The organism is Candidatus Regiella endosymbiont of Tuberolachnus salignus (assembly GCF_964020115.1).
Lineage (GTDB): Bacteria > Pseudomonadota > Gammaproteobacteria > Enterobacterales > Enterobacteriaceae > Regiella > Regiella insecticola.
In genome coordinates, this window is the sequence record NZ_OZ026542.1 from 34,917 (window position 1) to 58,918 (window position 24,002).

Genomic DNA, 24,002 nt, shown 5'->3' on the forward strand with positions numbered 1-24,002 from the left:
CTGGCCGCGCCGCGCTGCAACTCTTCAAAGACAAAGGGTATATTAAGGCACAGATGCTGCGTTCAGCTCGTTATGTACGTAGTTCCTGTAGCTTTCGAATAACTTTTTATCAGCGCAATCTTTCATTTCACCTTTACACAGATGACGCATGTCGATATTGGCCTGATAGAACGGCGATACTTTCAGTTGGGCATGTTCGAGTAAAATCCCACCTAAGAAGGCGATATCGGTCATTTGACCCAAATCAGACACTGTCGGCGTATCTATGTTATCCCGCAGACTGAACTGTGTGAGGTACGCCGCGTTCGGTAAGGTCGTTGTGTAACCATTCTCCCAATCAAGCGCAGGCTGATGATCACCAAAATACATAAATAGGGTTGGTTTTTGACGCTGATCGACAAATTGGAAGAAATCAATTAATGCGGCGTCTGAGATTTTGATCTTCTCTACATAGTGACTAAATTTGCCCGCGGAACTTTTGTTTTTCACATAATTGTTTAGCTGATAGTTATCTTTATGATTGGTGTCGTAAGGGGCATGTTCATACATGGTTAACGCATAGACAAACAAGGGTTTGTCGGTTTTGGTTGTTAAGATTTGTTTGACATAGTTGAGTATATCGGCGGTGCGGATGTGCCACAGATTCTTTTGTAGCTTACCGGGATAACCGAGTTCCTGTGGTTGAATGATCTTATCAGCCCCCATTATTTTATAGGCATGATTTGCGTTGTAAGCGGATTTATTAAACGGCGTGAGCACCACGGTATAATAGCCATTATTTTTCATCTGCTTGAATAAGCTGTCGTTGAGGTGGTCGACTACCGAATAGAATACCGAGTTTTTCATTGCACCAAAATCGTCACTAGGTAACCCGGTAAGCGCAGTAAATTCCGATAGCCAAGTTCCGCCACCGAATGTTTGTACTCTCATCAATGAATGTGCTTTAACGTTATTATCTTGCTCAAACATCGCAAGATGAGGCAGCAACATAGGGTTTGGTAGTTTATACAGGCGCGGATCGGTTGTTGATTCTTGTAGCAGTAAAACAATATCCGGTTTTTTGCTATCGATGTTGGGTTGTGATCTCGTTAGCGTTGCAGCGCGTGTTTTAAAATAGCTTGATTTTTCTTCAGAGAAAGAGGGCGGTGTGTAATGAGCCACTCTGCTAGACATCACCAGATTAGATATCACGCCGGTTCCAATAGGTAATGTATTACTCCAAACAGGTTGATAATGAATTACACAGAGTGTGAGCATCAAACCACTTGTTACCATTGTACAGAGTCCGACTATTTGCGGGAAATAGTTCGTCCGACGGGGCACCGCTCGCCAACTGACAATGGCTGTGATGATCATTAATAATAATAAGCCGATGAAGGCTAGCCCAGTTAACGGGTAGTAAAGCAAAGTTTCAGTGTTTGATGGATCAAGCATTATATAGAGATCGGGAAACATCAGTTTCTCTTTGTAATGATGAACCTTGAGTTGATTAACAAATTGAAAAATGATGACCAATACACTGCTGGTGGACAGGGAGAATATAGCCTTGCCTGAGAAGAAATAAAGTAGCCCACAAAAGAAAACAAAGGCACTGAATGCAGACAAGATGGGATAAGCATTTGTAGCATCGTTGCCACATAAGATGATTATGGCAGCAATGAATAACATCAGTGAATAGACACATGTTTTTGGCGCGTTTTTGAACGTATTGAATATTTTGTGTCTTGTATTTTGGGGTGACATAATTATTATTTTTATCTTAATGTAGATTTCGTCTAGGAAAATCACAGGCATGCTTTCAATTTTATCGGATGGGAAAAAATATTACCCTTTCCTTTTCAGAGGCGAAGGGTATATCGCTCGTTGATAAAGCGTAATAATTATTAATCATTAGAATCAATGTGTTGTAAATCATCTTGGATAATTTGCCCATTTGAATCAGCTTCGGGTTTCAATACGCCATCATTAGCGAGAAAATCATAGCGTTGAAAATAAGCGCTACGTACCATCAGATAAGGATCCGGTGAGTTACGCAACAAAGCATCGGAATTCAATAGTTGTGCCCGTGTCTCTATCCCTTCGATAATCCATTTACCGGTAGACATCCAAAATGTTAGATAATTGAGCACAGGATATAAAGTATCTAGCCATTTTCCGCCATCTTGGCGAAATGTTGCACTACCGTAACCCGGCAGAACCAGATAGGAGCCATAGCCAACATTATAATGACCCAATGTAGAGCCAAAACGATAGGGAAGCTCTCTTGCCAATTTAGGATTAGCCATACCTGCAACATCAACAAATCCACCGACACCCAATAAAGTATTTAGAAAAAAACGATTGAAATGTGTCATGGCCTTATATGCGTCGCCGATCAACAAGCTATTGACCATACTGGCCGGCTCTTCAAGATTACTGAAGAAATTATTGAGTCCATTGCGAGCACGTTGTGGCATAGCACCACGCCACATCACAGCTACCGGACGCAACAGGTAAGGATCAAGGATGTTATAGTTAAAATTAAACATCGCTCGGTTAAAACTCTCTAGTGTATCGTAACGATGTGGCTCATTTTTTTCCAGCGAACGACTGGTACAACCCACTAGCAAAATTGTAAAAATTAGCCAAATCAGGCGATAATTCATATCTTTGTTACATAAATGCATCCCGTTTGCGGAGAACTTACAACAGCAACCTTTCAGCATTCACCCTGTGGTGATATACCCACAGCCCTTGAAGTTGTTTTCGGCTGCCAGGGCGTGAGACCGATGAGCGTAGATAGACTACGTGATTCGGCAAACACCCGCAGCCAACAACGCGGCAGCTTCAAAGGCGAAGGGTATAAATTAATTTTTTGACATTCTCTCCTTACTGGAATCCAGAGGGAGAGCCTCGTTATAGTCTGTTGAAATCTCATTTTTCATCAATTGAGCGTCGCTCAAAGAAAATTTTGAATATACCCTTCGCCTTTCAGGTTACGGCAGCGTTGGCAGCGATCACTCATCCTCTGTCATGTACCGATTCGATTGATTGCTGCCTTGTCGTAACGCAAAATTCATGGGATATAGTCTCTTAGACGGTGACGACTGATCGTTCAGTGTCTGGTGTCTGCTTCAAAAGCGAAGGGTATTATACCTAACATGCAAATTGACTCTGCTGTCGGAAAAATATTCGGTGAAATATACGCTTTGAAGGCAGGAAATTCAATGTGGAAATTATGAAATAAAGTGTTTCAGGCACGGGTGTTTTTCAATGTAATTATCGTTTGAAACTGTTTGATACCACGAATTTTTGTAGTACTTACTTCTCTCTGGATTGAGTGTTCTGCTTAATATTATATTCAATGAATTTCGAGTTACGGCAAGGCGGCAATCAATCGAATCCCCGAAGGGTATATTGCGTAAATGAATGTTTATGCAATTGCTTCTTTCCGTAATTTACTTTGCAGCGTCTTGTTTTATAGCCGAATCAGTTTAATTTGATTTAAGACGGAGGAGCGAAGACAGTACAAATAGTACAGCAAGCGACGACAACATTTAAATCAAATTAAACTGGTTTGGCTATAACGTCAGCGAAATCTCGAATAGGCTTTTAGTTAGTATTCTTCACTCTCTACCATTTATTTTGTAACAACTACATTTTTTATAGAGGCTAATTTGTTTTTTCTAGTAGTGAGAAAATAGTGAGGTGTTTCGATGAACCCTATCATGCCTGATACAAGTTCAAGCATCCAGATACCTAGCCCGATTCTAATGACAGGAGTACAGACTAATAATTTATTAGAGGAATGGGATAACTGGGCAAAAGAGCCAAAGCGCGGAGTATGGAATGAATTTCGCGGGAGGGCAGTGGCAAAGCTTAAAGACTGTTTTGCGAAAAATGCCGTTTATTTAGATTTATCCGAGCTCGGTCTTAGTAGCCTGCCCAAACACTTGCCCCCTTCGGTAGTCGATCTCAATCTTTCACACAACCAGCTGGGCGAGCTCAAGCTGGCTAATTTATCAAAACTACAGGGGCTAAATCTTGATACCGGCGGGTTAACTAAGCTGGAGCTAGAAAATCTACCGGCCCTCATTAAAATCAACGCAGGGAGTAATGAACTCCAACATTTCATATTAGATAACTTACCTAAATTGAAGGTGTTACAACTTTCTTATAACCAATTGCAAGATATTAAGCTGACAAATTTGCCGGCATTGGAACAACTCGATGCGGGGAACAATGAGCTGAAAGATACCATTAATCCGGACAATGAGCTGAAAAATGCCATTATTCTAGACAATATTCCGTCATTAAAAGAGCTATCTCTTCACGATAATCAGCTAACCAGAATCAGCCTAGAAAATTTATCGAAACTGGAATTATTAAATGTTAATAACAATAAATTGACAGAGCTCCCGTTGGAAAATTTAACAGCGCTAGAAAAGATTTATGCGTCGAAAAATCAACTAAACAAGCTTAGCTTAGTGAACTTACCCGCGTTACAAGAACTGGATGTCTCTATCAACCTGCTCACTGATTTTGTTTCAAACAGCTGGCCTGTAATAGAAAAATTGGATATTAGCCGCAATAAATTAGCTAGCCTCACCTTAGCATTAACACATTTACCTGCATTAAAAAGCTTGTCTATTAATCGCAATGAACTGACCAGTCTGCCAGAAAATTTATATCAAGCCCTGCCATCACTCCGGATCTTAGAGGCTTCGATTAACCGTTTAACTTACTTGCCAGCCATTTTACCCCTCCTGACGTTATTACGAATCGAGCATAATCAATTGAGCCGAATATCGGGCGCTATCCAAATGCTGCCTGTTGAAGGACAGGTTTATATTGAAGGGAATCCCATTGACCCCAATATGCGCAGCGCGCTAGAGAGGCTGATTGCGGCGGGTGATTATACTGGCCCACGGATTTATTTCTCGATGCAACCGATATCATCCAATGATCAAATCATCAGACCTCTGTTTGAAGTGGTAACCGAGTGTTTGGGGCAATGTGATGAACGGTGGCGTGAAATAGAAAAAGAGCCTAACACCAGGTATCTTTCACATTTTCTTGATAGCTTACGTAAAACAGTCAACTATGAAAATGCAGGGTTCAAATTAAAGGTGTCAGAATGGTTAACCAGGCTTGCTGATAAAGAGAACGAAAGTGTGCGTAGGCAATGTCAACGCTACTTTAGATTGACCACTTTTTGCTACTTTAAAATGTCCAGTTTTTGCTAATTTTCCTGTTGGGTTTCTATTCCAGGCGCCTGGATAATATCAGTCGTTTTTATAGGCAACATGCCTGCTTTGCGTTTATTTTTGAGTCGATAGCTTTCTCCTTTAATATTCAATGTGGTTGAATGATGTAAAAGCCTGTCTAAAATCGCAGTTGCTAAAATGTGATCACCGAATACGTCCCCCCAATCAGTAAAACTTTTATTTGATGTGAGAATGATGCTCGCCTTTTCATAACGACGGCTCAATAACCTGAAAAATAGGCTAGCTTCTTCGCGATTCATCGGTAAATACCCGATTTCATCCAGTATTAATACCCTGGCATAGCACAGTTGCTGAAGTTGGCGTTCCAGACGGTTTTCTTGCTTTGCCTTCATTAAGGTACAGCAGAGTCTATCCAGAGGCATAAACAATACCCGATGCCCAGCTGTAGCTGCCTTGACAGCCAGCGCTATCGCCAAATGCGTTTTCCCTACCCCAGGTGGGCCTAACAAAATGACGTTTTCATGATGTTCGACAAACCTCAGCCCCGCCAGCTCGCGGATAATTTTCCTGTCTATACTTGGTTGGAAAGTAAAGTCAAATTGCTCCAAGGTTTTTATCCACGGCAAACGTGCTTGTTTTAACCGCGATTCCAAGCCTTTTTGGTGACGCCCGTTCCATTCCTGGGCTAATGCCTGCTGGAGAAATTCACGGTAGTTCAGTGCTTTCTTGGTGGCTTCTTCACATAAACTCTCCAACGCATCGCCCAGGTAATCCATTTTTAACCGTATCAACAAGTTTTCCATTTCCATCAGAGTAGCTCCTCATACACACTGAGCGAACGAGACGCTACTCGATTGACCTGTTGCCAAAGGGCTTGATGATGTTCTGGCACCTTTTGCCAGCCCTGCGTTACCTCCTGCAAGAGATGCGTCGCGAGCAGTTGCTCATCGCCGTAAATACGTAGCGTATTATCTAAACCGATACGAATATTAACCGCACGACCACACCAGAATGAAGGCACGCTATAGCGATTACCTCTGACATCGATATAGCTGTCCCATGCCACTTGTCGTAGGTCGAAGTAGCTGGTATCGAAATCAGTCGCAGGGAGTGGCATCAAGGCTATTTTTTCCTCAGCAAAACGATTTTCCGGTGTCTGCTTGAATTGACGAAGATGACGCTGGTCTGCCACTTTCGCCAGCCACATCGCTAGCAGTTGATTAACATGAGCGAAACTCTCAAACTGACGGTAGCGAGTGAAAAAATTGTGTTTAACATAGCCCACCATCCGTTCGGTTTTGCCTTTCGTTTGCGGTCGATAAGGCTTACAGGCGCGAGGGCTAAACCCATAGTGATTAGCCAGTTGCAGGAAGCCCGCATTGAACTCGATGTGGCCATTTTGTCCATGTTTGATAACAGCGGCTTTTTGGTTATCTACCAAGACATTTTTTACGCTGCCACCGAAGTAATTGAAGCTGCGAACCAGCGATTCATACGTGTGCTCAGCATCTTGCTTAGGGGCAGCAAAGACATGAAAGCGACGCGAAAAACCGAGCGTATTAACGGCAAAATTAACCGTACAGGCAGAGCCTGCCACCTCAACGATGATTTCTCCCCAATCGTGTTGAAGTTGATAACCGGGGAGGGTTTCAAAGCGTACCGTGTTTTTCGAGGCCCTGAGCGGACGTTTGGGATGTATATAACGTCGGAGCATCGCACTCCCACCCCGGTAGCCTTTTTCACGGATTTCCTCAAAAATAACCGCCGCATTCCAAACCTGTTCACTCAACCTTGAATCGATGTAGTCTTTAAAGGGCTCGAGTTTAGCAACCTGTTTTTTACCGCGTTTTGCTGTTGGCGGCGCAGGATAGCTAATGTGCCGTCTCACCGTTTTTTCTGAACACCCTATCTGATGGGCAATATCAACAATAAATGCCCCCTGTTGATGGCGTTGTTTTATCATGTAGTGGTCCTCTCTTCTTAGCATGCTTATTTCCCTCATGGCTTTGTCACCACAAAGGAAACTGCATTCTGGCTTGAGTGGACAAATTAAATTAGCAATTTACGGTCTTTTATCATTAGCGCTGACAGACCTTGGGCGGCGCGCAGGGCGGGCAGGCCGGTTTTGCGCCCCTCAGGGGTGGTGGTGCCAATGATATTGGAGGTGGTTTCGGCCTCACTTTCCCCTTGGGCGACCCGGACGACCACGGTGACAGGCTGAATTTGATCGCCAATGGCCTCGAGCGCACGGGCTAAGGTGCCGGTTTCACCCGCTTTGCCACTGGCGGTGAGCACATCGGTGAGCAGAACCGGGGTATTGAGTGGAAAGGCAGTGACATCGGCATCGTCAGCGGTGCAGACCATGCCTACAATGGCGGTGCTAACAGGGGTAATGGGGCGGGTGCCTTCGTTGATTTCTTGTACACTGACACCATGGTGATAAAGTGGCGGCATTGAGCGGATCTCCAGTTACGATTTCCGCTAGTGTGCAGGGTTTTGTTGCTGAGCGCAGGGGGTTCGGGGTGTGTGAGGGAGGGGACACTATCATCTATCCGGCTTTTACTGACTTTGCTGCGTCAGCAAAACAGAAACGTTAGGGGGCTTGTTCCAGCAGATCGTTATTCAACAATAACACGCACAGACTTACCCATATTGCCGATCATTCCTACGAGACAATCCAAAGTGAATTTTTCTGTTTTTTGGTTCACCACATCAGAAATACGCGGACGTGAAACATGCAGTATTTTTGCTGCTTCGTTTTGTTTATGTCCCGTTTTGATCATCCAATCCGCTATTTCCGTCATCAATTGTTTTTTTAGGGCTACTGTTTTTTTGATTTCTTTCTGAGCAGTGGCCTGTAACGCCTTGGCCTCTTCGCCAGAAAAACCCAACGTGATAAAAATATTCGCCCCAGCAGGGGTAATATGGCGTGATTGTGTGTCTATCGGGTCAGTCATTTTTTGCTCCGTTCGTTAATAATAGCTTTGTAGCGAACAAGGATGATGTCTTTGTCTTTTTGCGGGGTTTGTTGCGTTTTTTTCTGAAAACGGTGAAGCACGTAAATAACTTCTGCAAATTTTGCGATGGTGATCACACGATAAGCCCCCGATTCCATCGTCAGTCGCAGTTCCTTTACCCCCGCCCCGCAAATATTCATCGGTTTCCAGTCCGCCGGTTCGAGACCCTGTTGGATTTTCCCTCGCTGAAATCCCGCTTCTTTTCTTGCCTCGGCGGGGAATTCAAGCAGATCTTTTAAAGACGAACCGCGCCAATCAATGCATTTTTCGTTGCTTCCCTTCATTCTTTTTCGTTCGCAAGAGGTAGATATGTATAAAACATTATACGTAGTGGGGGATGATAGCAACCTAATTAATCCTGATTTCGCTGCGTAAAAGCCTGCGTCACTGCCGTGGCGCGCATCTCAATTTCAGTCAGTGGGTTTTCGCTCCCTTTGTTTTGATAGGGTAGCTTCACTTCACCGCGGACGACGCGCTGCGCAAAATCCCCTAACGTGGCATTGAAACCTTTTGCCGCCGCCCGCACTTCCGCCAGTGTTTGCACCTGGCTGAGGGTGACACCGAAAGTGGCTATCTCATAGAGCAAAATATGCACCGCATCCGCCGTGGTTCCCAGTAAACTCTGGGTGTCACCCGCTGACAGGGTAATTGTTTGACGTATCTCGGCTTTACGCTGGATCTTTTCTGCTTGGGCACGTGCGGATTGCAGCTCCTCGGGGGTGAATTGTGCGATGTAGTCTGGATCGGAAAAGAGCTCAAACGGCACGTCACCCAATATTAGCGGGCGCCCCGCCCTTTCAATCATGATCATGATGCGTTTATCCTTTTTATACGTTGCCGGGGGTTGCCAGCCATTGCTCTACGCATCCATGGGTAAGCCAAGGGGCGGCAAGATACAAGTCAATCGGTGTGGTTCGGCTGTGACAATTGATCAGAAAACCCAATTTGTGGCCGTTAGTGTGACCAGTGGCATGGAGTTTTACCGCGCGATTGAATTGATCGCTGGCTAACTGTATTCCTCCGCCTGAAGCCGGTGTCCAACCGCCGGGATTGTCGCCAATGACAATTTTTGCTGTACCGCGCGTTTTGGCGTAAAGATAAATGCCGCGTGAAAACATCCCCTTTCCAATGTGCGTATATTGATTGAGACTCCAATTACCATTGCTCCTATCGGTGCTGAGTGTCGCTGCAAGGGTCACTTTGAGTATGTTTATCTCAATCGGATACCAGGTTAGCGAGCCCACCAATGCCTGGAGTTCCGCCGCAATTTTTTTATCTGTGCCGGCAGCCGCTTTGGCATCCGGTGTGATAAGCGCGTAGGTAGGTGAACCCGCGTAGTAATAGCTCCAAAAATCATCCGGAAGTCCGGTGGCAGGCTTATTTTTCAAAAATCGGCTGTTGGTTAATAGATTAACGCCTCCTAGCGCCGCCAGTGTAACAAACCCTTTTTCGGTTTGCGTGGCATCGGGATGGTTGCGCGATTTTTCGTGTGCTGAATGTCGCTTGTCGATATCCATCACTTTACCATCAAGGTATTTTTTGCTGGCGGTAGTGGCTAATTGATAGGCGGTCTTGACCGCTTTGGGTGTCGCGGCGTGCGTTTCACTGTCGCTGTCGGTGGCGCTGCTGAGAATAACAAACCCTTTTTCGGTTTGACTGGCATCGGGGTGGTTGCGTGATTTTTCATGTGCTGACAGTAAATTATCCACATAGGCTTTGACTTCAATCAGCTTATCATCCACATGGCGACGGGTCGCCACCACCACTGAAGGATCGATTTTGAGTGTGATGGCCGCCGTGCTACTGACAATCAGTATCATACGCAAGGTTTGTGTACGACCACTGCCTTGCTGAAGTTGCGGTTTGTAGGTTTCGGGGCAATTGGCCAAGGCAATAAGCGTCCCGTCGTGGTCAAATAAGCCGATTTCTCGGATCCACCATCCCCCGTCGGCGGCGGGGATCACTTGTTCGGCAATCATTTGATGGGTGTTAATGGGGTCGACGCTCAGCGAATTGAGCGCCGCGCGGCGGCGCTCATTGATGAGTTGGGTTTGGCGGGGATCGGGTGTGGGTAAGCTTCCCCCACCGTCACCGACCGCCATGTGTGTTATTTTTAACGGTATCCCCAATGCCGTCGCATTGGCCAGTTTAGCGGCGCCCTGATGGGTGATGACAGCATAAAATTTTTCGTTCATGAAGTGATACTCAAATGGTCAATTAAATGGACGGCGCCGCCGCGATACGTGGTACCGGTCACGGTAAGGCTGTCGGGGAGGTAGGGATACACCGTGAGTTCATCCCCCTCATAGCAGGCGGCACCCACATAGGCGGCGCCCTGTGTAGCCAGCTGGATGGAGAGGCCAATCAGGTGGCGGCTACGCGGTTTGGCCTGATCAATCAGGCGTTCCAGCTCAACATACATGGCTTCGGTGATGCCGGTGTCAAGTACACCGATATCCAGCCGAAATGTCCCAGGCGGGTCATTATTTTGCCACCACTCGATAACACGGATCAGGTAACCCAGCGGCTCCACCACGCGACGCAGCGCCGCAATCGTGCCTTTGTGTTTATGCACATAAAAGGCCGCCTTAACCACCGCCCGTTTGGTCGCCTCTGACCAGCTTTCATCCCAGCGATCCACTGACCACGCCCAGGCCAAGTAAGGCAGTAAGGCGACAGGGCAGCGGTCTGCATCCCACAAGGGGCGCAGGGGAACCGTCATATCACTCAAGCCTGCACAGGCTTGCGCCGCCGCGATTTCTACTGCTGAGGAGCCCGGCGGCAGTAAGCTGTTATTCATCACAACCGCCTAGGGTTAAGCGATAACTGCGGCAATAGGCGGCTTGCGTTTTATCCAAGATCACATCACGCAAGGGTGCCGCCAGGGCTACCCGCTGTACCCCCTCAACATGCAGCGCCCCATAAATCGCCGACAAGCGGATATCACGCCCTAAACGCCGTTGGGCGTTGACGTAAGCCTTGAGTCGATTTTCAGCCGCCGCGCGGATCGGTTCAGCTTCGGGGGTAGGGTAAAGGGTCAATGTGGCGTCAATGCGGTAATCGATAATGGTGGCCGATTGGACGGTCAGGCGATCGGCCACCGGGCGGATATTTTCATCATTGAGTGCGGCGTTAACCCGGGCTAACAGGTCTGCGGACGCCGCACCGTTATTTTCTCGCGATAAGACCGTGAGGGTGACGCAAGCGGGTGAGGGGCTGATTGCTGAGGCATCGGCTACCCGACCATCCGCACTGCGGGCATGAAATTCGTAAGCACCGCTGCAACCGGCTACGCTGAAGCCTTCAAAAGCCTGTTGAATACGGAGGCGAAAATCGCTATCACTTTCGGTGAGCGCGGCACTATCCAGGCTGGGCATTATTGTCCTCCTATCGGCAATGAGAGCGTAAAAGGCACGCCGCTATCGCGTTGATGACCGCTGAGATCGATTTGCATGTTGCCGTTGATAGCCGAGGTAAGGGTAATGGCGTTTAATGTGATGCGGTTTTCCCAGCGTAATAAGGCACTGTAAATCGCCGCCTTCATTTTAAGCTGTAGTGTGGGACTTTGCGGGCTGTCGATCAGGCGAGAGAGCAGCGATCCGTAATCCCGGCGCATCACACGGGAGCCTAGCGGGGTGATTAAAATGTCGTTGATCGATTGACGAAGATGTGCCCTGTCGCTGATCGCGTTGCCACTGTGGCGGTGCATGCCGAGGTAAGTCATGTGGGGGCTCCCGTCTGATCGCCGCCCCCTTTCACCCCAGGGTGCTGATGGCGGTGCAAAGTGATACCGTTAGAGATCAAATTGCCGCCCCCGTGGGTGAGGTCGCCGCGGAGGGTGCCACCCCGGTTAACCTGTAAAGAATCGGTGATAAGCTGTTGGGTGCAGGTGACTACCGGGCTGTCCAGCGTGATCGAGGTGGCGGCGGTTATCGTTGCTGTTTTGATGCCAGTGACCGCTAAGTGACCCGTTTTAGGCTCATAATGACATTGCGCCCCGTCGGAGAAGCAGAGCAGGATCGCTGCTTCTGAGGCCGACGGTGCCGGATTGGCATCGGAAAAAATCGCCGGTAATACAAACGCTGTGGTCAATTCACCACTGATACTGAGGATCAGCACTTGCTCACCAATTGAGGGCGCTGACCACATTTTGATGTGACCCGCACGTGAGGTCAGCCAGTGTAGCCAATCGGTTTCTAACTCGCCTGTTTTTACCCGGCACCGGCCTTGTGTCGTATCGACTGCCGATACCGTGCCAATGCGGATCAAATTTGCCAGGCGGCGTTGATAGTCTGCGTGATTGAAGGTTTTCATGCCCTCAGTGTGCCGCCTATCGGGCGCGGGAGCATGTGAACAGCGTTGTGTGGGGAGTGGGACAGCTACTTAAGGCGGATTTTACGATTTCGGGGGATGGGCAAAATAATCATTTTCTTTTTCTGAAACGATCCTTTGTAACTCAACAAAAATGTAGTAACATAAATGTATGAAAATAATATTTGAATGGGATGAGACGAAGGCGGAAAGCAACATCAAGAAGCACCGCTTAAGTTTCGAAACGGCTGTCCGTGCTTTTGCTGACCCGTTCGCGCTGGTTGAGCAAGACCGTATCGAAAACGGGGAACACCGCTGGCAAACTTTGGGACTTGTCGAGGGCTATTTACTGGTTCTGGTGGCGCATACCATCAGAGAAAACGAAGACAACGTCGAAGTAATTCGTATCATTTCGGCTCGTCGTGCCGAATCTAAAGAGAGAAAACGCTATGAGCAAAACCGTTCACTATAAAATCGATCTGAACAAACTACCTACGCTGACAACAAAACAGCAGGCAGAGCTAAAAACACTGAAAACAATGCCGGATGAATCCATTGACTACAGCGATATTCCGCCACTGGACGATGTATTTTGGAAAAATGCTGTGCAAAATCCATTTTACAAGCCCACTAAAACTTCTACGACAGTACGGGTTGATTCGGATGTAATTGCATGGCTCAGAAGTCAAGGTAAAGGCTATCAGACTCGTATCAACACTATCTTGCGTGAAGCAATGATGCGTTCTCTGCATCACAAATAAGTTAACTATTCTGGCCTAATAAATTTGGACACTAAAGAAGGGAAAAATTTATTAGGCCAGAATATTTCTGTTTCTACTTCTAATTTTTTTGCGGGGCTTGTAGCAGTACTTGCTCTTGCCTCCAATATTTCATGCGAATTTCTGACTTTAATTGAAGGCCATTCTGTAGAAACAGCTTCAGTTAGCATTGTTATGTCTGTTTGTATTCTTGGATAAATAAGTGGATATTTTATTTGAAAACATTTTTAGCCCTTTTTATTTGAATTGATTAAATTTTAAAAAACTATATGGGAGAGTTTCGCAAAAGAAGGAATTAAAGTACTATGAGGCTTTCCCCGATTAGTCAACACCGGGTTTTTATGACAATAAATACCGTCCATTGACAGTAGAACTTTCTCTGTTAAAAAATGGTTTCAAGACTTAAAACCATAATGTAAAAACCTTATATATTAATTTAAGCGACAGTATTGTAACGATTTCTAACAGAAAATGTGCCTAAAGAATTGTATCTAAATTTATATCTATTAGATTTTTAAATTAATTTTATTAACAAACGTAAAATAAATATCGATCAATATCATTAATGTTCTTGCTTTAACCAGTTTAACCTACTGTTATTTTCAGATCATGCTCTCAAAATATTTCAAATTCGCAGCAATAATATGTTGCTCTTTCGATCAAAACAAAAAAATCAAGTGCTCTTCATACGTTCATTCAACGTTTCAAGGATAAAAGCGTTAACAGAGACCTGCCGTTCAGATGCGGCACCCGCGAGACGTTCTCCCAATGATTCAGGGTAACGCAGGGTAAAGGTTTTTACCTTCTCTGTTGTGGCAAATGGAGCGATGTTTTGCTCTTCACAATCAGCCAGATAGCCACTGAGAGAAATTTCACCTTCTTTTTTCAACCCCTTTATGCTATCAGACATAAAATCACAATAACCCGATAGACCTAAAAATTTACCACGAAACATGCCCATTTCAGGTATATAAGCGATAGTAGCAAGCTGTCCGGCTACCACCATAGTATTGAGTGTGTTTGTCGTTGCTTTATTCATTGTTGAATTCCTATGCTTTCTAGCCACTCACGTAAACTGACTAATGCGCCTTTATCTGTATCAGGAGAGGGGTGTGGGCGGTGAAATCGAGCGATACTCCCATTGAGTAAAAACCGTACCCTTGAGCCACTGCTTTGTTTGACCTCTCCACCCAGCGCTACTATCAATGATTCAATATCAGCCCATTTGATATTTGAAGGGGGTGGTTTTCTTAACACTTTTTTTAGTGTTTCTGTCTGTTTTTTTCTCACAGTGGAGTCACTTAATGAAGTCAATTAGCCAATAATAGAGATTGATTAGTATGACGTCAATAAATGAAGTCATTTTATTCTCTTTCTGCTCACTATTTTACATGCCCTCTGTACAATCAAATAATAACTCCTCCCCTCAAACTCGCATCGGCACCCCTACTTTTTTCACCTTCTGCCGTATGATTATTTTTCGATCAAGGGGACAGTTATTGCCACGAGTCCAAGGGACGGAAAATCCGTCCGGCAGGTCAACAGCAACAGCAATGGCTACCTCATTAGGCTGCTTATCGTTTTTCACCTTACGTACCCGTTGCCAGCGCTCGTCATGGGTACCAATACGCGACTCAATACCCAGCCGGGGCGACCACACACCGTAAATCTTCATGCCCTTCTCCCCGTAAGCATTCAGGGTATCCGACGCCACATAAGCAGTGCGCACAGTATGGTCTTTACGCGGCACCAACACCCCGCCTTGCTTGAGTATATAGGTGGCCATACACCCGGCATCGGCAGCAGCCAGCACCTCATCCATCGCCTTATCTGCCAGCTGTTGCCCGCCTTTTTTTGCGTTTGATTTGCGCTGCAACTGCCCGGCCAGTAAACGTAATTCACGGTAAGTTTGGCGTGACGGAATACCAAAAAACTGAAATTGCCGTACCCGGTGCAAACTCGCCCACGCCACGACATGTTCAACCGCTTCATGAAGCGGCTTACCGGTCTCATGACTCAATATGGAACCCCTGAAGAACCGATAATGAATGCTATATTTTGAGCTAATAGCGTTACATTTTTCAGTATCAAGGGTCAATTTGTCAACGCTACTTTAGATTGACCACTTTTTGCTACTTTAAAATGTCCAGTTTTTGCTAATTTTCCTGTTGGGTTTCTATTCCAGGCGCCTGGATAATATCAGTCGTTTTTATAGGCAACATGCCTGCTTTGCGTTTATTTTTGAGTCGATAGCTTTCTCCTTTAATATTCAATGTGGTTGAATGATGTAAAAGCCTGTCTAAAATCGCAGTTGCTAAAATGTGATCACCGAATACGTCCCCCCAATCAGTAAAACTTTTATTTGATGTGAGAATGATGCTCGCCTTTTCATAACGACGGCTCAATAACCTGAAAAATAGGCTAGCTTCTTCGCGATTCATCGGTAAATACCCGATTTCATCCAGTATTAATACCCTGGCATAGCACAGTTGCTGAAGTTGGCGTTCCAGACGGTTTTCTTGCTTTGCCTTCATTAAGGTACAGCAGAGTCTATCCAGAGGCATAAACAATACCCGATGCCCAGCTGTAGCTGCCTTGACAGCCAGCGCTATCGCCAAATGCGTTTTCCCTACCCCAGGTGGGCCTAACAAAATGACGTTTTCATGATGTTCGACAAACCTCAGCCCCGCCAGCTCGCGGATAATTTTCCTGTCTATACTTGGTTGGAAAGTAAAGTCAAATTGCTCCAAGGTTTTTATCCACGGCAAACGTGCTTGTTTTAACCGCGATTCCAAGCCTTTTTGGTGACGCCCGTTCCATTCCTGGGCTAATGCCTGCTGGAGAAATTCACGGTAGTTCAGTGCTTTCTTGGTGGCTTCTTCACATAAACTCTCCAACGCATCGCCCAGGTAATCCATTTTTAACCGTATCAACAAGTTTTCCATTTCCATCAGAGTAGCTCCTCATACACACTGAGCGAACGAGACGCTACTCGATTGACCTGTTGCCAAAGGGCTTGATGATGTTCTGGCACCTTTTGCCAGCCCTGCGTTACCTCCTGCAAGAGATGCGTCGCGAGCAGTTGCTCATCGCCGTAAATACGTAGCGTATTATCTAAACCGATACGAATATTAACCGCACGACCACACCAGAATGAAGGCACGCTATAGCGATTACCTCTGACATCGATATAGCTGTCCCATGCCACTTGTCGTAGGTCGAAGTAGCTGGTATCGAAATCAGTCGCAGGGAGTGGCATCAAGGCTATTTTTTCCTCAGCAAAACGATTTTCCGGTGTCTGCTTGAATTGACGAAGATGACGCTGGTCTGCCACTTTCGCCAGCCACATCGCTAGCAGTTGATTAACATGAGCGAAACTCTCAAACTGACGGTAGCGAGTGAAAAAATTGTGTTTAACATAGCCCACCATCCGTTCGGTTTTGCCTTTCGTTTGCGGTCGATAAGGCTTACAGGCGCGAGGGCTAAACCCATAGTGATTAGCCAGTTGCAGGAAGCCCGCATTGAACTCGATGTGGCCATTTTGTCCATGTTTGATAACAGCGGCTTTTTGGTTATCTACCAAGACATTTTTTACGCTGCCACCGAAGTAATTGAAGCTGCGAACCAGCGATTCATACGTGTGCTCAGCATCTTGCTTAGGGGCAGCAAAGACATGAAAGCGACGCGAAAAACCGAGCGTATTAACGGCAAAATTAACCGTACAGGCAGAGCCTGCCACCTCAACGATGATTTCTCCCCAATCGTGTTGAAGTTGATAACCGGGGAGGGTTTCAAAGCGTACCGTGTTTTTCGAGGCCCTGAGCGGACGTTTGGGATGTATATAACGTCGGAGCATCGCACTCCCACCCCGGTAGCCTTTTTCACGGATTTCCTCAAAAATAACCGCCGCATTCCAAACCTGTTCACTCAACCTTGAATCGATGTAGTCTTTAAAGGGCTCGAGTTTAGCAACCTGTTTTTTACCGCGTTTTGCTGTTGGCGGCGCAGGATAGCTAATGTGCCGTCTCACCGTTTTTTCTGAACACCCTATCTGATGGGCAATATCAACAATAAATGCCCCCTGTTGATGGCGTTGTTTTATCATGTAGTGGTCCTCTCTTCTTAGCATGCTTATTTCCCTCATGGCTTTGTCACCACAAAGGAAACTGCATTCTGGCTTGAGTGGACAAATTAAATTAGCAATTTACGGTCTTTTATCATTAGCGCTGACAGCAATGCACCAACATCAATTGCGGTCATACCTTTATCACCATGGAAACTTTTGTGCGCTCCATTGTAAAACCACAGAATGTGCAATCAGCGCCGCCCCACCCGGCAAAAAACGCACAGGTGGGGTTTTGTTTTGAGGGAGGGGGGTGAATCACTTTTTCAAAAATATGCGCATATGCTGCTAGAAAAAATCCGCAAGTATTGCTTGTATAAAAAATCTCCGCCGCCAAAGTGCCGCCATTTTGTCGCCACTTTGAAATTTCGATCACAAAAAAACCGCCTGTTGGCGGTTTCTGTTTTTATGCATAACTACTTGATTTTAAATCTAAAACTTGATGGTGCCCGGGGCGGGACTTGAACCCGCACAGCCTTAAGGCCGAGGGATTTTAAACCAGCCTTGATTCTATTTAAAATCAATTAGTTAAACTTATTTTTCATAATATTTCATTGTTTTTAGACCGTTAATTATCAATCGGTTAAGGTAGACTTGGTCACGATATTATGAAGAATTTTTGATATTTGTTATGAGTCAAATCGCACATTAAGCGGGAACATAACCTTATGTTTTTTTCGGTTTTTGCTAGTACGGTAGACGAGTATTAAATACTGATAGATAAAATGAGATCCTAAAATGTTAGGTCAAACTGATCTATAACAGCTCGCCTAAAAATATAGGGTTATAGGCTGATAATTAAGATTATAGCTGAGTAGATTAACTTTATTGAAGGTTTATATTAGCACAGGGTTTACCATACATTTCAGGGGTATAATATGAGCGTTTTTTTATATTTATAAAATGAAAATTGATGTAGTATATTTTACCATAAACCATAAACCATAAACCATAACATAAATTTATTCATAGAAAGTTAAGATCAAAGTATATAAATTTAAATATTTCCAAATAAAAACTGACACTCTCTTGTTAGGAATAAATATTCATTAATCGCATTCATATGCATTAATAAAGAAAAAATATAACCTTGCCAAATTAGCGAGGGTGGAAAGATTTATACCAAAATCTGATTACGTAATAATGGATTCATTATTACGCAGAAAATTACCCAATACGATAATAATAGATTACCTCTCGTAGTAATCTATTATCGCGTCCCTAGTTCTTATGAATTTTCAATAAGAACGATTCTAAAATTAGAAAAATACAAAATTATCATTACGGAGTGAATAATGGAGTCCAACGAATTAAACCTGAATAGTAGTAATTTTCGACCACAACCGAGAATAACAAACCAGAGCGGACATAATAGCGGTAGTCCCAGCCCAATGGTTGCTCAGATTCTTGCTGCTACACAATCAATAATAGCTATGGATCTAACGCCACCACCGTCATTATTTTCTTATTCTCTAGATATAAGTTTTGGACGACATTCCAATACTACGCCCATTATCTCAGAGCAACACATTCAACAACAAGTATTAAAGAAAATAGAAGAATTAAATAAAAATCCGGATGTTTTGTATATGAGCGAGTTAAGACAACGCCCCGAGGCAGAGCAAATCAATGCTAATCTCACTAAGATTGTCAAAGAATACGGTTTTGAAAGACCAGAAAATGGTGTGGAATATGTTTACACTGGCAGTGATCCCGCCGGCGCACTCCGTAATTTATTAGACATAAAGCCCCTGGTGTTGGATTGCGGGACAGCCCTATCTCTCCTTACCTACCAAGCGTTGTTAAAAACATTGGGCAGTGTGGCTTTTAATACCTATATCAAAGAGGCCTGTGATGGTACTTTATCCATCAATAAGCAAACACCGCCTCGATTACCGGCCAACCGAACTGTTTATTATAGTGCCCGACATGAACAAAACGAAAACCCTTTACCTAAAGCACTTAAAAGAGGTGACCATCTATGGATACAAGGGCCTGCTGACGGGGATGCCTTTCATCCTGCAAGCGAAATCAATGCATTCAATGTAGTGGTAGATATAAACGGTTCAGGACAACCGAAACTGGTAGGATTTGATTATGCTACGAGTCCAACGCATGGACGCTGGTCTTATACAGAGTTACGTAACTTGTTGTTAAAAAGTTATAACTCACCTCTGACGCTGGGTGATATCTATATTTTGAAGAGTGAAAGTGGTAAAAACACTCAAGAAAAAGCGCTTTATAGCAGTTTAACCTATGCAGACGCTTACGCTTGGCTAAGCAAAAATCAGCCTGCAGAACTGGCGGATGCCTTGCGATTACTGGATAATAAAAATGTCAATTTCGATCAACCAACAAAGCTCTATCCCCCAAAATCCCAGTCGATTCGTGGTGTTGTTAAACATGACAGCACACAGGATTCATTATCATTTGATAAATTAATCAACGACGGAGACAATCTATCCACTATAGCGCGTAATCCTGTCATTCCTCCGAATAAACAGTTTAGCGATCTAATCCCTGGCTTCAAAACGGATTTGCCTCACCAACAACAAATTCATGCAGCTATAGATGATTTTTATCATCGCTGTGTTGACAAAAACGGTCAGAAAAAAGAAGGTCAAAATTTCGATGGCCTTATTCTTTATGGCAATTCAGGCACAGGAAAAACGATGGCTTGTAAGGCGCTGGTCGATCAGTTGAAGAAAAAAAAGCATGTCATATGGAAAACTGATTTTAGTGGAGGTGAATCACTTCTATCAACTAAGGAACAAACACAATTACTTTCTCTTCGTCAAACAAAAGGCACTAAGGCTTACTACGCTGCTTTGACAGAGAAATTTAAAGCCGTCTGGAAGAGAGCTGACATTATTTTCATTGACGATACTAACAAGCCATATGGTGTTCTCGCCAACATTAGTAAGGTAGCGATCGACTATGCCCGGGAAATGGGCAAAAAAATACTAATAACCTGTAACAGCGATCCCATCTGCGCATTTCATTCTCATATTAAGTATCCTATCGATGCGATTGTTATCCGCCATATCACCGGATCTGATTATCGGGAGGGAAACGCCTGGTATCAAGGAGTTGAACCTATATAGTGTCGTCATGAGATCTTGAGCCATAGAGCAAGGCATCGTATTTGTACAGCAGCGAGAAAAGAGGAGGTATTTTTTGCATAACGAGTAGCAATACCTCGCCAGCGCTTTAGGTGCAGAAAAGCATTTTCCACGAGATGTCGATGCTTGTAGAGCGCTTTATCGTACTCACGTTGAATTTTACGATTCTTTTTAGGTGGTATTACGATTTGCATGCCGGCTTCTTCTGCTTTTTTAATGATGTTATCACTGTCATAGCCCTTGTCAGCCAACAGATATTCTGCTGCAATACCTTTGGTTAAATTCGTTGCTTGCTGACAATCTGCTGTGGTACCTGATGTAATAAAAATTCTGACCGGCATACCATGCGCATCCACGGCCAGATGTATCTTACTGTTGAGCCCCCTTTTGTGCGCTCCATATCCTGATTACCGCCTTTTGCGCCTGCTGCATGAGGGTGAACTTTGCTATGAGTGGCATCAATCATCAGCCATTCAAAATCTGGCTCCACAATCAGCGCTTCGAGCAGAGACTCCCATAGCCCCTTGTCACGCCAGCGGCAAAACCGGCGATGAGTATTTTTCCAACCGCCTGTCAGCGCTAATGATAAAAGACCGTAAATTGCTAATTTAATTTGTCCACTCAAGCCAGAATGCAGTTTCCTTTGTGGTGACAAAGCCATGAGGGAAATAAGCATGCTAAGAAGAGAGGACCACTACATGATAAAACAACGCCATCAACAGGGGGCATTTATTGTTGATATTGCCCATCAGATAGGGTGTTCAGAAAAAACGGTGAGACGGCACATTAGCTATCCTGCGCCGCCAACAGCAAAACGCGGTAAAAAACAGGTTGCTAAACTCGAGCCCTTTAAAGACTACATCGATTCAAGGTTGAGTGAACAGGTTTGGAATGCGGCGGTTATTTTTGAGGAAATCCGTGAAAAAGGCTACCGGGGTGGGAGTGCGATGCTCCGACGTTATATACATCCCAAACGTCCGCTCAGGGCCTCGAAAAACACGGTACGCTTTGAAACCCTCCCCGGTTATCAACTTCAACACGATTGGGGAGAAATCATCGTTGAGGTGGCAGGCTCTGCCTGTACGGTTAATTTTGCCGTTAATACGCTCGGTTTTTCGCGTCGCTTTCATGTCTTTGCTGCCCCTAAGCAAGATGCTGAGCACACGTATGAATCGCTGGTTCGCAGCTTCAATTACTTCGGTGGCAGCGTAAAAAATGTCTTGGTAGATAACCAAAAAGCCGCTGTTATCAAACATGGACAAAATGGCCACATCGAGTTCAATGCGGGCTTCCTGCAACTGGCTAATCACTATGGGTTTAGCCCTCGCGCCTGTAAGCCTTATCGACCGCAAACGAAAGGCAAAACCGAACGGATGGTGGGCTATGTTAAACACAATTTTTTCACTCGCTACCGTCAGTTTGAGAGTTTCGCTCATGTTAATCAACTGCTAGCGATGTGGCTGGCGAAAGTGGCAGACCAGCGTCATCTTCGTCAATTCAAGCAGACACCGGAAAATCGTTTTGCTGAGGAAAAAATAGCCTTGATGCCACTCCCTGCGACTGATTTCGATACCAGCTACTTCGACCTACGACAAGTGGCATGGGACAGCTATATCGATGTCAGAGGTAATCGCTATAGCGTGCCTTCATTCTGGTGTGGTCGTGCGGTTAATATTCGTATCGGTTTAGATAATACGCTACGTATTTACGGCGATGAGCAACTGCTCGCGACGCATCTCTTGCAGGAGGTAACGCAGGGCTGGCAAAAGGTGCCAGAACATCATCAAGCCCTTTGGCAACAGGTCAATCGAGTAGCGTCTCGTTCGCTCAGTGTGTATGAGGAGCTACTCTGATGGAAATGGAAAACTTGTTGATACGGTTAAAAATGGATTACCTGGGCGATGCGTTGGAGAGTTTATGTGAAGAAGCCACCAAGAAAGCACTGAACTACCGTGAATTTCTCCAGCAGGCATTAGCCCAGGAATGGAACGGGCGTCACCAAAAAGGCTTGGAATCGCGGTTAAAACAAGCACGTTTGCCGTGGATAAAAACCTTGGAGCAATTTGACTTTACTTTCCAACCAAGTATAGACAGGAAAATTATCCGCGAGCTGGCGGGGCTGAGGTTTGTCGAACATCATGAAAACGTCATTTTGTTAGGCCCACCTGGGGTAGGGAAAACGCATTTGGCGATAGCGCTGGCTGTCAAGGCAGCTACAGCTGGGCATCGGGTATTGTTTATGCCTCTGGATAGACTCTGCTGTACCTTAATGAAGGCAAAGCAAGAAAACCGTCTGGAACGCCAACTTCAGCAACTGTGCTATGCCAGGGTATTAATACTGGATGAAATCGGGTATTTACCGATGAATCGCGAAGAAGCTAGCCTATTTTTCAGGTTATTGAGCCGTCGTTATGAAAAGGCGAGCATCATTCTCACATCAAATAAAAGTTTTACTGATTGGGGGGACGTATTCGGTGATCACATTTTAGCAACTGCGATTTTAGACAGGCTTTTACATCATTCAACCACATTGAATATTAAAGGAGAAAGCTATCGACTCAAAAATAAACGCAAAGCAGGCATGTTGCCTATAAAAACGACTGATATTATCCAGGCGCCTGGAATAGAAACCCAACAGGAAAATTAGCAAAAACTGGACATTTTAAAGTAGCAAAAAGTGGTCAATCTAAAGTAGCGTTGACATAACGCACTTTTCTAAAGTTGAACTGGCATTTTAATACACGGAAGGGGTGTTCTACTTTAGCCCGGATTTTCGCGTTGAGACTTTGCTGATGCCGATGTTTTTCCCATACCTGCTGCTCCTGCCCGGGCAAGGCCAATACCCTCCGTCGGGGGATGTGCCAGGTGACCGCACGATGTTGATGTTCACTGCGTCGCATCACGCCTTTATAACCGGCATCACCATGAACAACCTCTTCTTGGCCGTGAAGAAGGTGATGAACTTGCGTCACATCGGCTACATTCGCCGAGGTTCCCACCAGGGAATGCACCAGCCCCGTCTGTGCATCCACGCCAATATGCGCTTTCATGCCAAAGTAGCACTGATTGCCTTTACGGGTGGCTTTTATGTCTGGCTCACGAGTATTTTGCCGGTTTTGAGTTGAACTGGGTGCATGAATAATCGTAGCATCGACAATGCTACCCCGTTTGATAAATAGCTGAAGCGAAGCTAAATGCGTATTAACTTCTTCAAACAGCGCTTCGCTTAAATGATGTTTTTCCAACCAATGACGAAAATGCAGGATTGTGGGATCGGAGGGAATGGCATCGACACATACCCCCGCAAATTGACGTAATAAGGGGATGTCGTATAACGCTTCTTCCATCGATAAATCAGCATAATTAAACCCATTCTGTAAAAAATAAATCCGCAGCATCACTTCTAACGGTTTCGCCGGTCTGCCGCCTTTAGATACCGTCTT

Annotated in this window: 24 protein-coding genes and 5 pseudogenes; 9 read left to right on the forward strand and 20 right to left on the reverse strand. The window is 45.1% G+C overall.

Features of this window, described 5'->3' with window-relative positions:
- Positions 1 to 42: 42 nt before the first annotated feature.
- Together AACL30_RS00185 and mlaA are read right to left on the reverse strand one after the other, a co-directional pair.
- The gene (locus tag AACL30_RS00185) at positions 43 to 1,668 is read right to left on the reverse strand and encodes an LTA synthase family protein (protein WP_339057398.1); all 1,626 of its coding nucleotides are present in this window, start codon (positions 1,666 to 1,668) and stop codon (positions 43 to 45) included.
- Positions 1,669 to 1,883: 215 nt separating this feature from the next.
- Positions 1,884 to 2,645, reverse strand: a complete 762-nt coding sequence (mlaA, locus tag AACL30_RS00190) for a phospholipid-binding lipoprotein MlaA (RefSeq protein ID WP_339057399.1) — start codon at positions 2,643 to 2,645, stop codon at positions 1,884 to 1,886.
- A gap of 15 nt (positions 2,646 to 2,660) precedes the next feature.
- Between mlaA and AACL30_RS00195 the strand changes: the two genes are divergently transcribed.
- Both AACL30_RS00195 and AACL30_RS00200 read left to right on the forward strand, forming a co-directional pair.
- Complete coding sequence (locus AACL30_RS00195; RefSeq protein WP_339057400.1) at positions 2,661 to 2,858, forward strand: hypothetical protein; 198 nt, start codon at positions 2,661 to 2,663, stop codon at positions 2,856 to 2,858.
- 837 nt (positions 2,859 to 3,695) lie between these two features.
- Positions 3,696 to 5,225 (forward strand): NEL-type E3 ubiquitin ligase domain-containing protein, encoded by a 1,530-nt coding sequence (locus AACL30_RS00200; RefSeq protein WP_339057401.1) that lies wholly within the window; start codon positions 3,696 to 3,698, stop codon positions 5,223 to 5,225.
- Here AACL30_RS00200 and istB (AACL30_RS00205) read toward each other — a convergent pair.
- The 11 genes and pseudogenes from istB (AACL30_RS00205) to AACL30_RS00255 form a co-directional block, all read right to left on the reverse strand.
- A complete protein-coding gene (gene istB, locus AACL30_RS00205; RefSeq protein WP_339058365.1) occupies positions 5,222 to 6,019 on the reverse strand; it encodes an IS21-like element helper ATPase IstB in 798 nt (265 codons plus the stop codon). The two genes, AACL30_RS00200 and istB (AACL30_RS00205), sit on opposite strands and share 4 nt — an antisense overlap.
- Positions 6,016 to 7,194, reverse strand: coding sequence for an IS21 family transposase (gene istA / locus AACL30_RS00210; RefSeq protein WP_339056344.1), 1,179 nt, complete (start codon positions 7,192 to 7,194; stop codon positions 6,016 to 6,018). Before istA (AACL30_RS00210) ends, istB (AACL30_RS00205) begins: the two co-directional genes overlap by 4 nt.
- 71 nt (positions 7,195 to 7,265) lie before the next feature.
- Positions 7,266 to 7,661, reverse strand: a pseudogene (locus AACL30_RS00215) (phage tail protein); the annotation flags it as partial.
- A gap of 164 nt (positions 7,662 to 7,825) precedes the next feature.
- Positions 7,826 to 8,164, reverse strand: coding sequence for a helix-turn-helix domain-containing protein (locus tag AACL30_RS00220; RefSeq protein ID WP_339057402.1), 339 nt, complete (start codon positions 8,162 to 8,164; stop codon positions 7,826 to 7,828).
- Positions 8,161 to 8,508 (reverse strand): type II toxin-antitoxin system RelE/ParE family toxin, encoded by a 348-nt coding sequence (locus tag AACL30_RS00225; protein ID WP_339057403.1) that lies wholly within the window; start codon positions 8,506 to 8,508, stop codon positions 8,161 to 8,163. Before AACL30_RS00225 ends, AACL30_RS00220 begins: the two co-directional genes overlap by 4 nt.
- Before the next feature lie 68 nt (positions 8,509 to 8,576).
- On the reverse strand, positions 8,577 to 9,035 hold the full coding sequence (locus tag AACL30_RS00230) for a hypothetical protein (RefSeq protein WP_339057404.1): 459 nt from the start codon (positions 9,033 to 9,035) through the stop codon (positions 8,577 to 8,579).
- Positions 9,036 to 9,051: 16 nt separating this feature from the next.
- Positions 9,052 to 10,419, reverse strand: coding sequence for a phage tail protein (locus tag AACL30_RS00235; RefSeq protein ID WP_339057405.1), 1,368 nt, complete (start codon positions 10,417 to 10,419; stop codon positions 9,052 to 9,054).
- A complete protein-coding gene (locus AACL30_RS00240; RefSeq protein WP_339057406.1) occupies positions 10,416 to 11,024 on the reverse strand; it encodes a phage tail protein I in 609 nt (202 codons plus the stop codon). The genes AACL30_RS00235 and AACL30_RS00240 overlap by 4 nt, the downstream gene beginning before the upstream one ends.
- Positions 11,017 to 11,580, reverse strand: a pseudogene (locus AACL30_RS00245) (baseplate assembly protein); the annotation flags it as partial. The pseudogene AACL30_RS00245 and the gene AACL30_RS00240, both read right to left, overlap by 8 nt.
- 20 nt (positions 11,581 to 11,600) lie before the next feature.
- Positions 11,601 to 11,948, reverse strand: coding sequence for a GPW/gp25 family protein (locus tag AACL30_RS00250; RefSeq protein WP_339057407.1), 348 nt, complete (start codon positions 11,946 to 11,948; stop codon positions 11,601 to 11,603).
- The gene (locus AACL30_RS00255; RefSeq protein ID WP_339057408.1) at positions 11,945 to 12,538 is read right to left on the reverse strand and encodes a phage baseplate assembly protein V; all 594 of its coding nucleotides are present in this window, start codon (positions 12,536 to 12,538) and stop codon (positions 11,945 to 11,947) included. Before AACL30_RS00255 ends, AACL30_RS00250 begins: the two co-directional genes overlap by 4 nt.
- Positions 12,539 to 12,707: 169 nt before the next feature.
- Between AACL30_RS00255 and AACL30_RS00260 the strand changes: the two genes are divergently transcribed.
- The 3 genes from AACL30_RS00260 to AACL30_RS00270 are packed head-to-tail and all read left to right on the forward strand — an operon-like array spanning position 12,708 to position 13,512.
- Positions 12,708 to 13,007 carry a BrnT family toxin gene (locus AACL30_RS00260; RefSeq protein WP_006705237.1) on the forward strand — a complete coding sequence of 100 codons (300 nt, stop codon included), beginning with the start codon at positions 12,708 to 12,710 and terminating at the stop codon, positions 13,005 to 13,007.
- Positions 12,985 to 13,296, forward strand: a complete 312-nt coding sequence (locus tag AACL30_RS00265) for a BrnA antitoxin family protein (protein ID WP_006705236.1) — start codon at positions 12,985 to 12,987, stop codon at positions 13,294 to 13,296. The genes AACL30_RS00260 and AACL30_RS00265 overlap by 23 nt, the downstream gene beginning before the upstream one ends.
- A 24-nt stretch (positions 13,297 to 13,320) precedes the next feature.
- Positions 13,321 to 13,512 carry a hypothetical protein gene (locus tag AACL30_RS00270; protein ID WP_339057409.1) on the forward strand — a complete coding sequence of 64 codons (192 nt, stop codon included), beginning with the start codon at positions 13,321 to 13,323 and terminating at the stop codon, positions 13,510 to 13,512.
- Between the two features lie 475 nt (positions 13,513 to 13,987).
- On the opposite strand, the gene AACL30_RS00275 is transcribed toward AACL30_RS00270, so the two are convergent.
- The 5 genes and pseudogenes from AACL30_RS00275 to istA (AACL30_RS00295) all read right to left on the reverse strand — a co-directional run bounded on the left by AACL30_RS00275 (position 13,988) and on the right by istA (AACL30_RS00295) (position 17,443).
- Entirely contained in the window at positions 13,988 to 14,353 is a 366-nt protein-coding gene (locus AACL30_RS00275; protein ID WP_339057410.1) for a type II toxin-antitoxin system HicB family antitoxin, read from the reverse strand.
- Positions 14,350 to 14,604 carry a type II toxin-antitoxin system HicA family toxin gene (locus AACL30_RS00280; RefSeq protein WP_339057411.1) on the reverse strand — a complete coding sequence of 85 codons (255 nt, stop codon included), beginning with the start codon at positions 14,602 to 14,604 and terminating at the stop codon, positions 14,350 to 14,352. The genes AACL30_RS00275 and AACL30_RS00280 overlap by 4 nt, the downstream gene beginning before the upstream one ends.
- Positions 14,605 to 14,803: 199 nt before the next feature.
- Positions 14,804 to 15,328, reverse strand: a pseudogene (locus AACL30_RS00285) (replication endonuclease); the annotation flags it as partial.
- 142 nt (positions 15,329 to 15,470) lie between these two features.
- On the reverse strand, positions 15,471 to 16,268 hold the full coding sequence (istB, locus tag AACL30_RS00290; RefSeq protein ID WP_339058365.1) for an IS21-like element helper ATPase IstB: 798 nt from the start codon (positions 16,266 to 16,268) through the stop codon (positions 15,471 to 15,473).
- Positions 16,265 to 17,443 carry an IS21 family transposase gene (gene istA, locus AACL30_RS00295; RefSeq protein ID WP_339056344.1) on the reverse strand — a complete coding sequence of 393 codons (1,179 nt, stop codon included), beginning with the start codon at positions 17,441 to 17,443 and terminating at the stop codon, positions 16,265 to 16,267. Before istA (AACL30_RS00295) ends, istB (AACL30_RS00290) begins: the two co-directional genes overlap by 4 nt.
- 116 nt (positions 17,444 to 17,559) lie before the next feature.
- Between istA (AACL30_RS00295) and AACL30_RS00300 the strand changes: the two genes are divergently transcribed.
- Together AACL30_RS00300 and AACL30_RS00305 are read left to right on the forward strand one after the other, a co-directional pair.
- On the forward strand, positions 17,560 to 17,694 hold the full coding sequence (locus AACL30_RS00300) for a hypothetical protein (protein WP_422389611.1): 135 nt from the start codon (positions 17,560 to 17,562) through the stop codon (positions 17,692 to 17,694).
- Positions 17,695 to 18,732: 1,038 nt separating this feature from the next.
- A complete protein-coding gene (locus tag AACL30_RS00305; protein WP_339057413.1) occupies positions 18,733 to 20,541 on the forward strand; it encodes an ATP-binding protein in 1,809 nt (602 codons plus the stop codon).
- Between the two features lie 5 nt (positions 20,542 to 20,546).
- On the opposite strand, the pseudogene AACL30_RS00310 reads toward AACL30_RS00305, so the two are convergent.
- A pseudogene (locus tag AACL30_RS00310) lies at positions 20,547 to 21,130 on the reverse strand (IS5 family transposase); the annotation flags it as partial.
- Positions 21,131 to 21,233: 103 nt separating this feature from the next.
- Here AACL30_RS00310 and istA (AACL30_RS00315) point away from each other — a divergent pair.
- Both istA (AACL30_RS00315) and istB (AACL30_RS00320) read left to right on the forward strand, forming a co-directional pair.
- Positions 21,234 to 22,412 (forward strand): IS21 family transposase, encoded by a 1,179-nt coding sequence (istA, locus tag AACL30_RS00315; protein ID WP_339056344.1) that lies wholly within the window; start codon positions 21,234 to 21,236, stop codon positions 22,410 to 22,412.
- Positions 22,409 to 23,206: an IS21-like element helper ATPase IstB gene (gene istB / locus AACL30_RS00320; RefSeq protein ID WP_339058365.1), complete on the forward strand. Its 798-nt coding sequence runs from the start codon at positions 22,409 to 22,411 to the stop codon at positions 23,204 to 23,206. Before istA (AACL30_RS00315) ends, istB (AACL30_RS00320) begins: the two co-directional genes overlap by 4 nt.
- A gap of 34 nt (positions 23,207 to 23,240) precedes the next feature.
- Here the strand turns inward: istB (AACL30_RS00320) and AACL30_RS00325 are convergent.
- Positions 23,241 to 23,972, reverse strand: a pseudogene (locus AACL30_RS00325) (IS5 family transposase); the annotation flags it as partial.
- Positions 23,973 to 24,002 lie beyond the last annotated feature (30 nt).

Bases quoted from the DNA above. Each gene is read 5' to 3' on its own strand.
- AACL30_RS00305 (WP_339057413.1), top strand. From the start codon at position 18,733: ATGGAGTCCAACGAATTAAACCTGAATAGTAGTAATTTTCGACCACAA.
- AACL30_RS00220 (WP_339057402.1), bottom strand. From the start codon at position 8,164: ATGACTGACCCGATAGACACACAATCACGCCATATTACCCCTGCTGGG.
- AACL30_RS00255 (WP_339057408.1), bottom strand. From the start codon at position 12,538: ATGAAAACCTTCAATCACGCAGACTATCAACGCCGCCTGGCAAATTTG.
- AACL30_RS00185 (WP_339057398.1), bottom strand. From the start codon at position 1,668: ATGTTATTCATTGCTGCCATAATCATCTTATGTGGCAACGATGCTACA.
- istA (WP_339056344.1), top strand. From the start codon at position 21,234: ATGCTAAGAAGAGAGGACCACTACATGATAAAACAACGCCATCAACAG.
- AACL30_RS00240 (WP_339057406.1), bottom strand. From the start codon at position 11,024: ATGAATAACAGCTTACTGCCGCCGGGCTCCTCAGCAGTAGAAATCGCG.
- istA (WP_339056344.1), bottom strand. From the start codon at position 7,194: ATGCTAAGAAGAGAGGACCACTACATGATAAAACAACGCCATCAACAG.
- AACL30_RS00260 (WP_006705237.1), top strand. From the start codon at position 12,708: ATGAAAATAATATTTGAATGGGATGAGACGAAGGCGGAAAGCAACATC.
- AACL30_RS00265 (WP_006705236.1), top strand. From the start codon at position 12,985: ATGAGCAAAACCGTTCACTATAAAATCGATCTGAACAAACTACCTACG.
- AACL30_RS00230 (WP_339057404.1), bottom strand. From the start codon at position 9,035: ATGATCATGATTGAAAGGGCGGGGCGCCCGCTAATATTGGGTGACGTG.
- AACL30_RS00225 (WP_339057403.1), bottom strand. From the start codon at position 8,508: ATGAAGGGAAGCAACGAAAAATGCATTGATTGGCGCGGTTCGTCTTTA.
- AACL30_RS00235 (WP_339057405.1), bottom strand. From the start codon at position 10,419: ATGAACGAAAAATTTTATGCTGTCATCACCCATCAGGGCGCCGCTAAA.
- AACL30_RS00250 (WP_339057407.1), bottom strand. From the start codon at position 11,948: ATGACTTACCTCGGCATGCACCGCCACAGTGGCAACGCGATCAGCGAC.
- mlaA (WP_339057399.1), bottom strand. From the start codon at position 2,645: ATGAATTATCGCCTGATTTGGCTAATTTTTACAATTTTGCTAGTGGGT.
- AACL30_RS00195 (WP_339057400.1), top strand. From the start codon at position 2,661: ATGCATCCCGTTTGCGGAGAACTTACAACAGCAACCTTTCAGCATTCA.
- AACL30_RS00200 (WP_339057401.1), top strand. From the start codon at position 3,696: ATGAACCCTATCATGCCTGATACAAGTTCAAGCATCCAGATACCTAGC.
- istA (WP_339056344.1), bottom strand. From the start codon at position 17,443: ATGCTAAGAAGAGAGGACCACTACATGATAAAACAACGCCATCAACAG.
- AACL30_RS00275 (WP_339057410.1), bottom strand. From the start codon at position 14,353: ATGAATAAAGCAACGACAAACACACTCAATACTATGGTGGTAGCCGGA.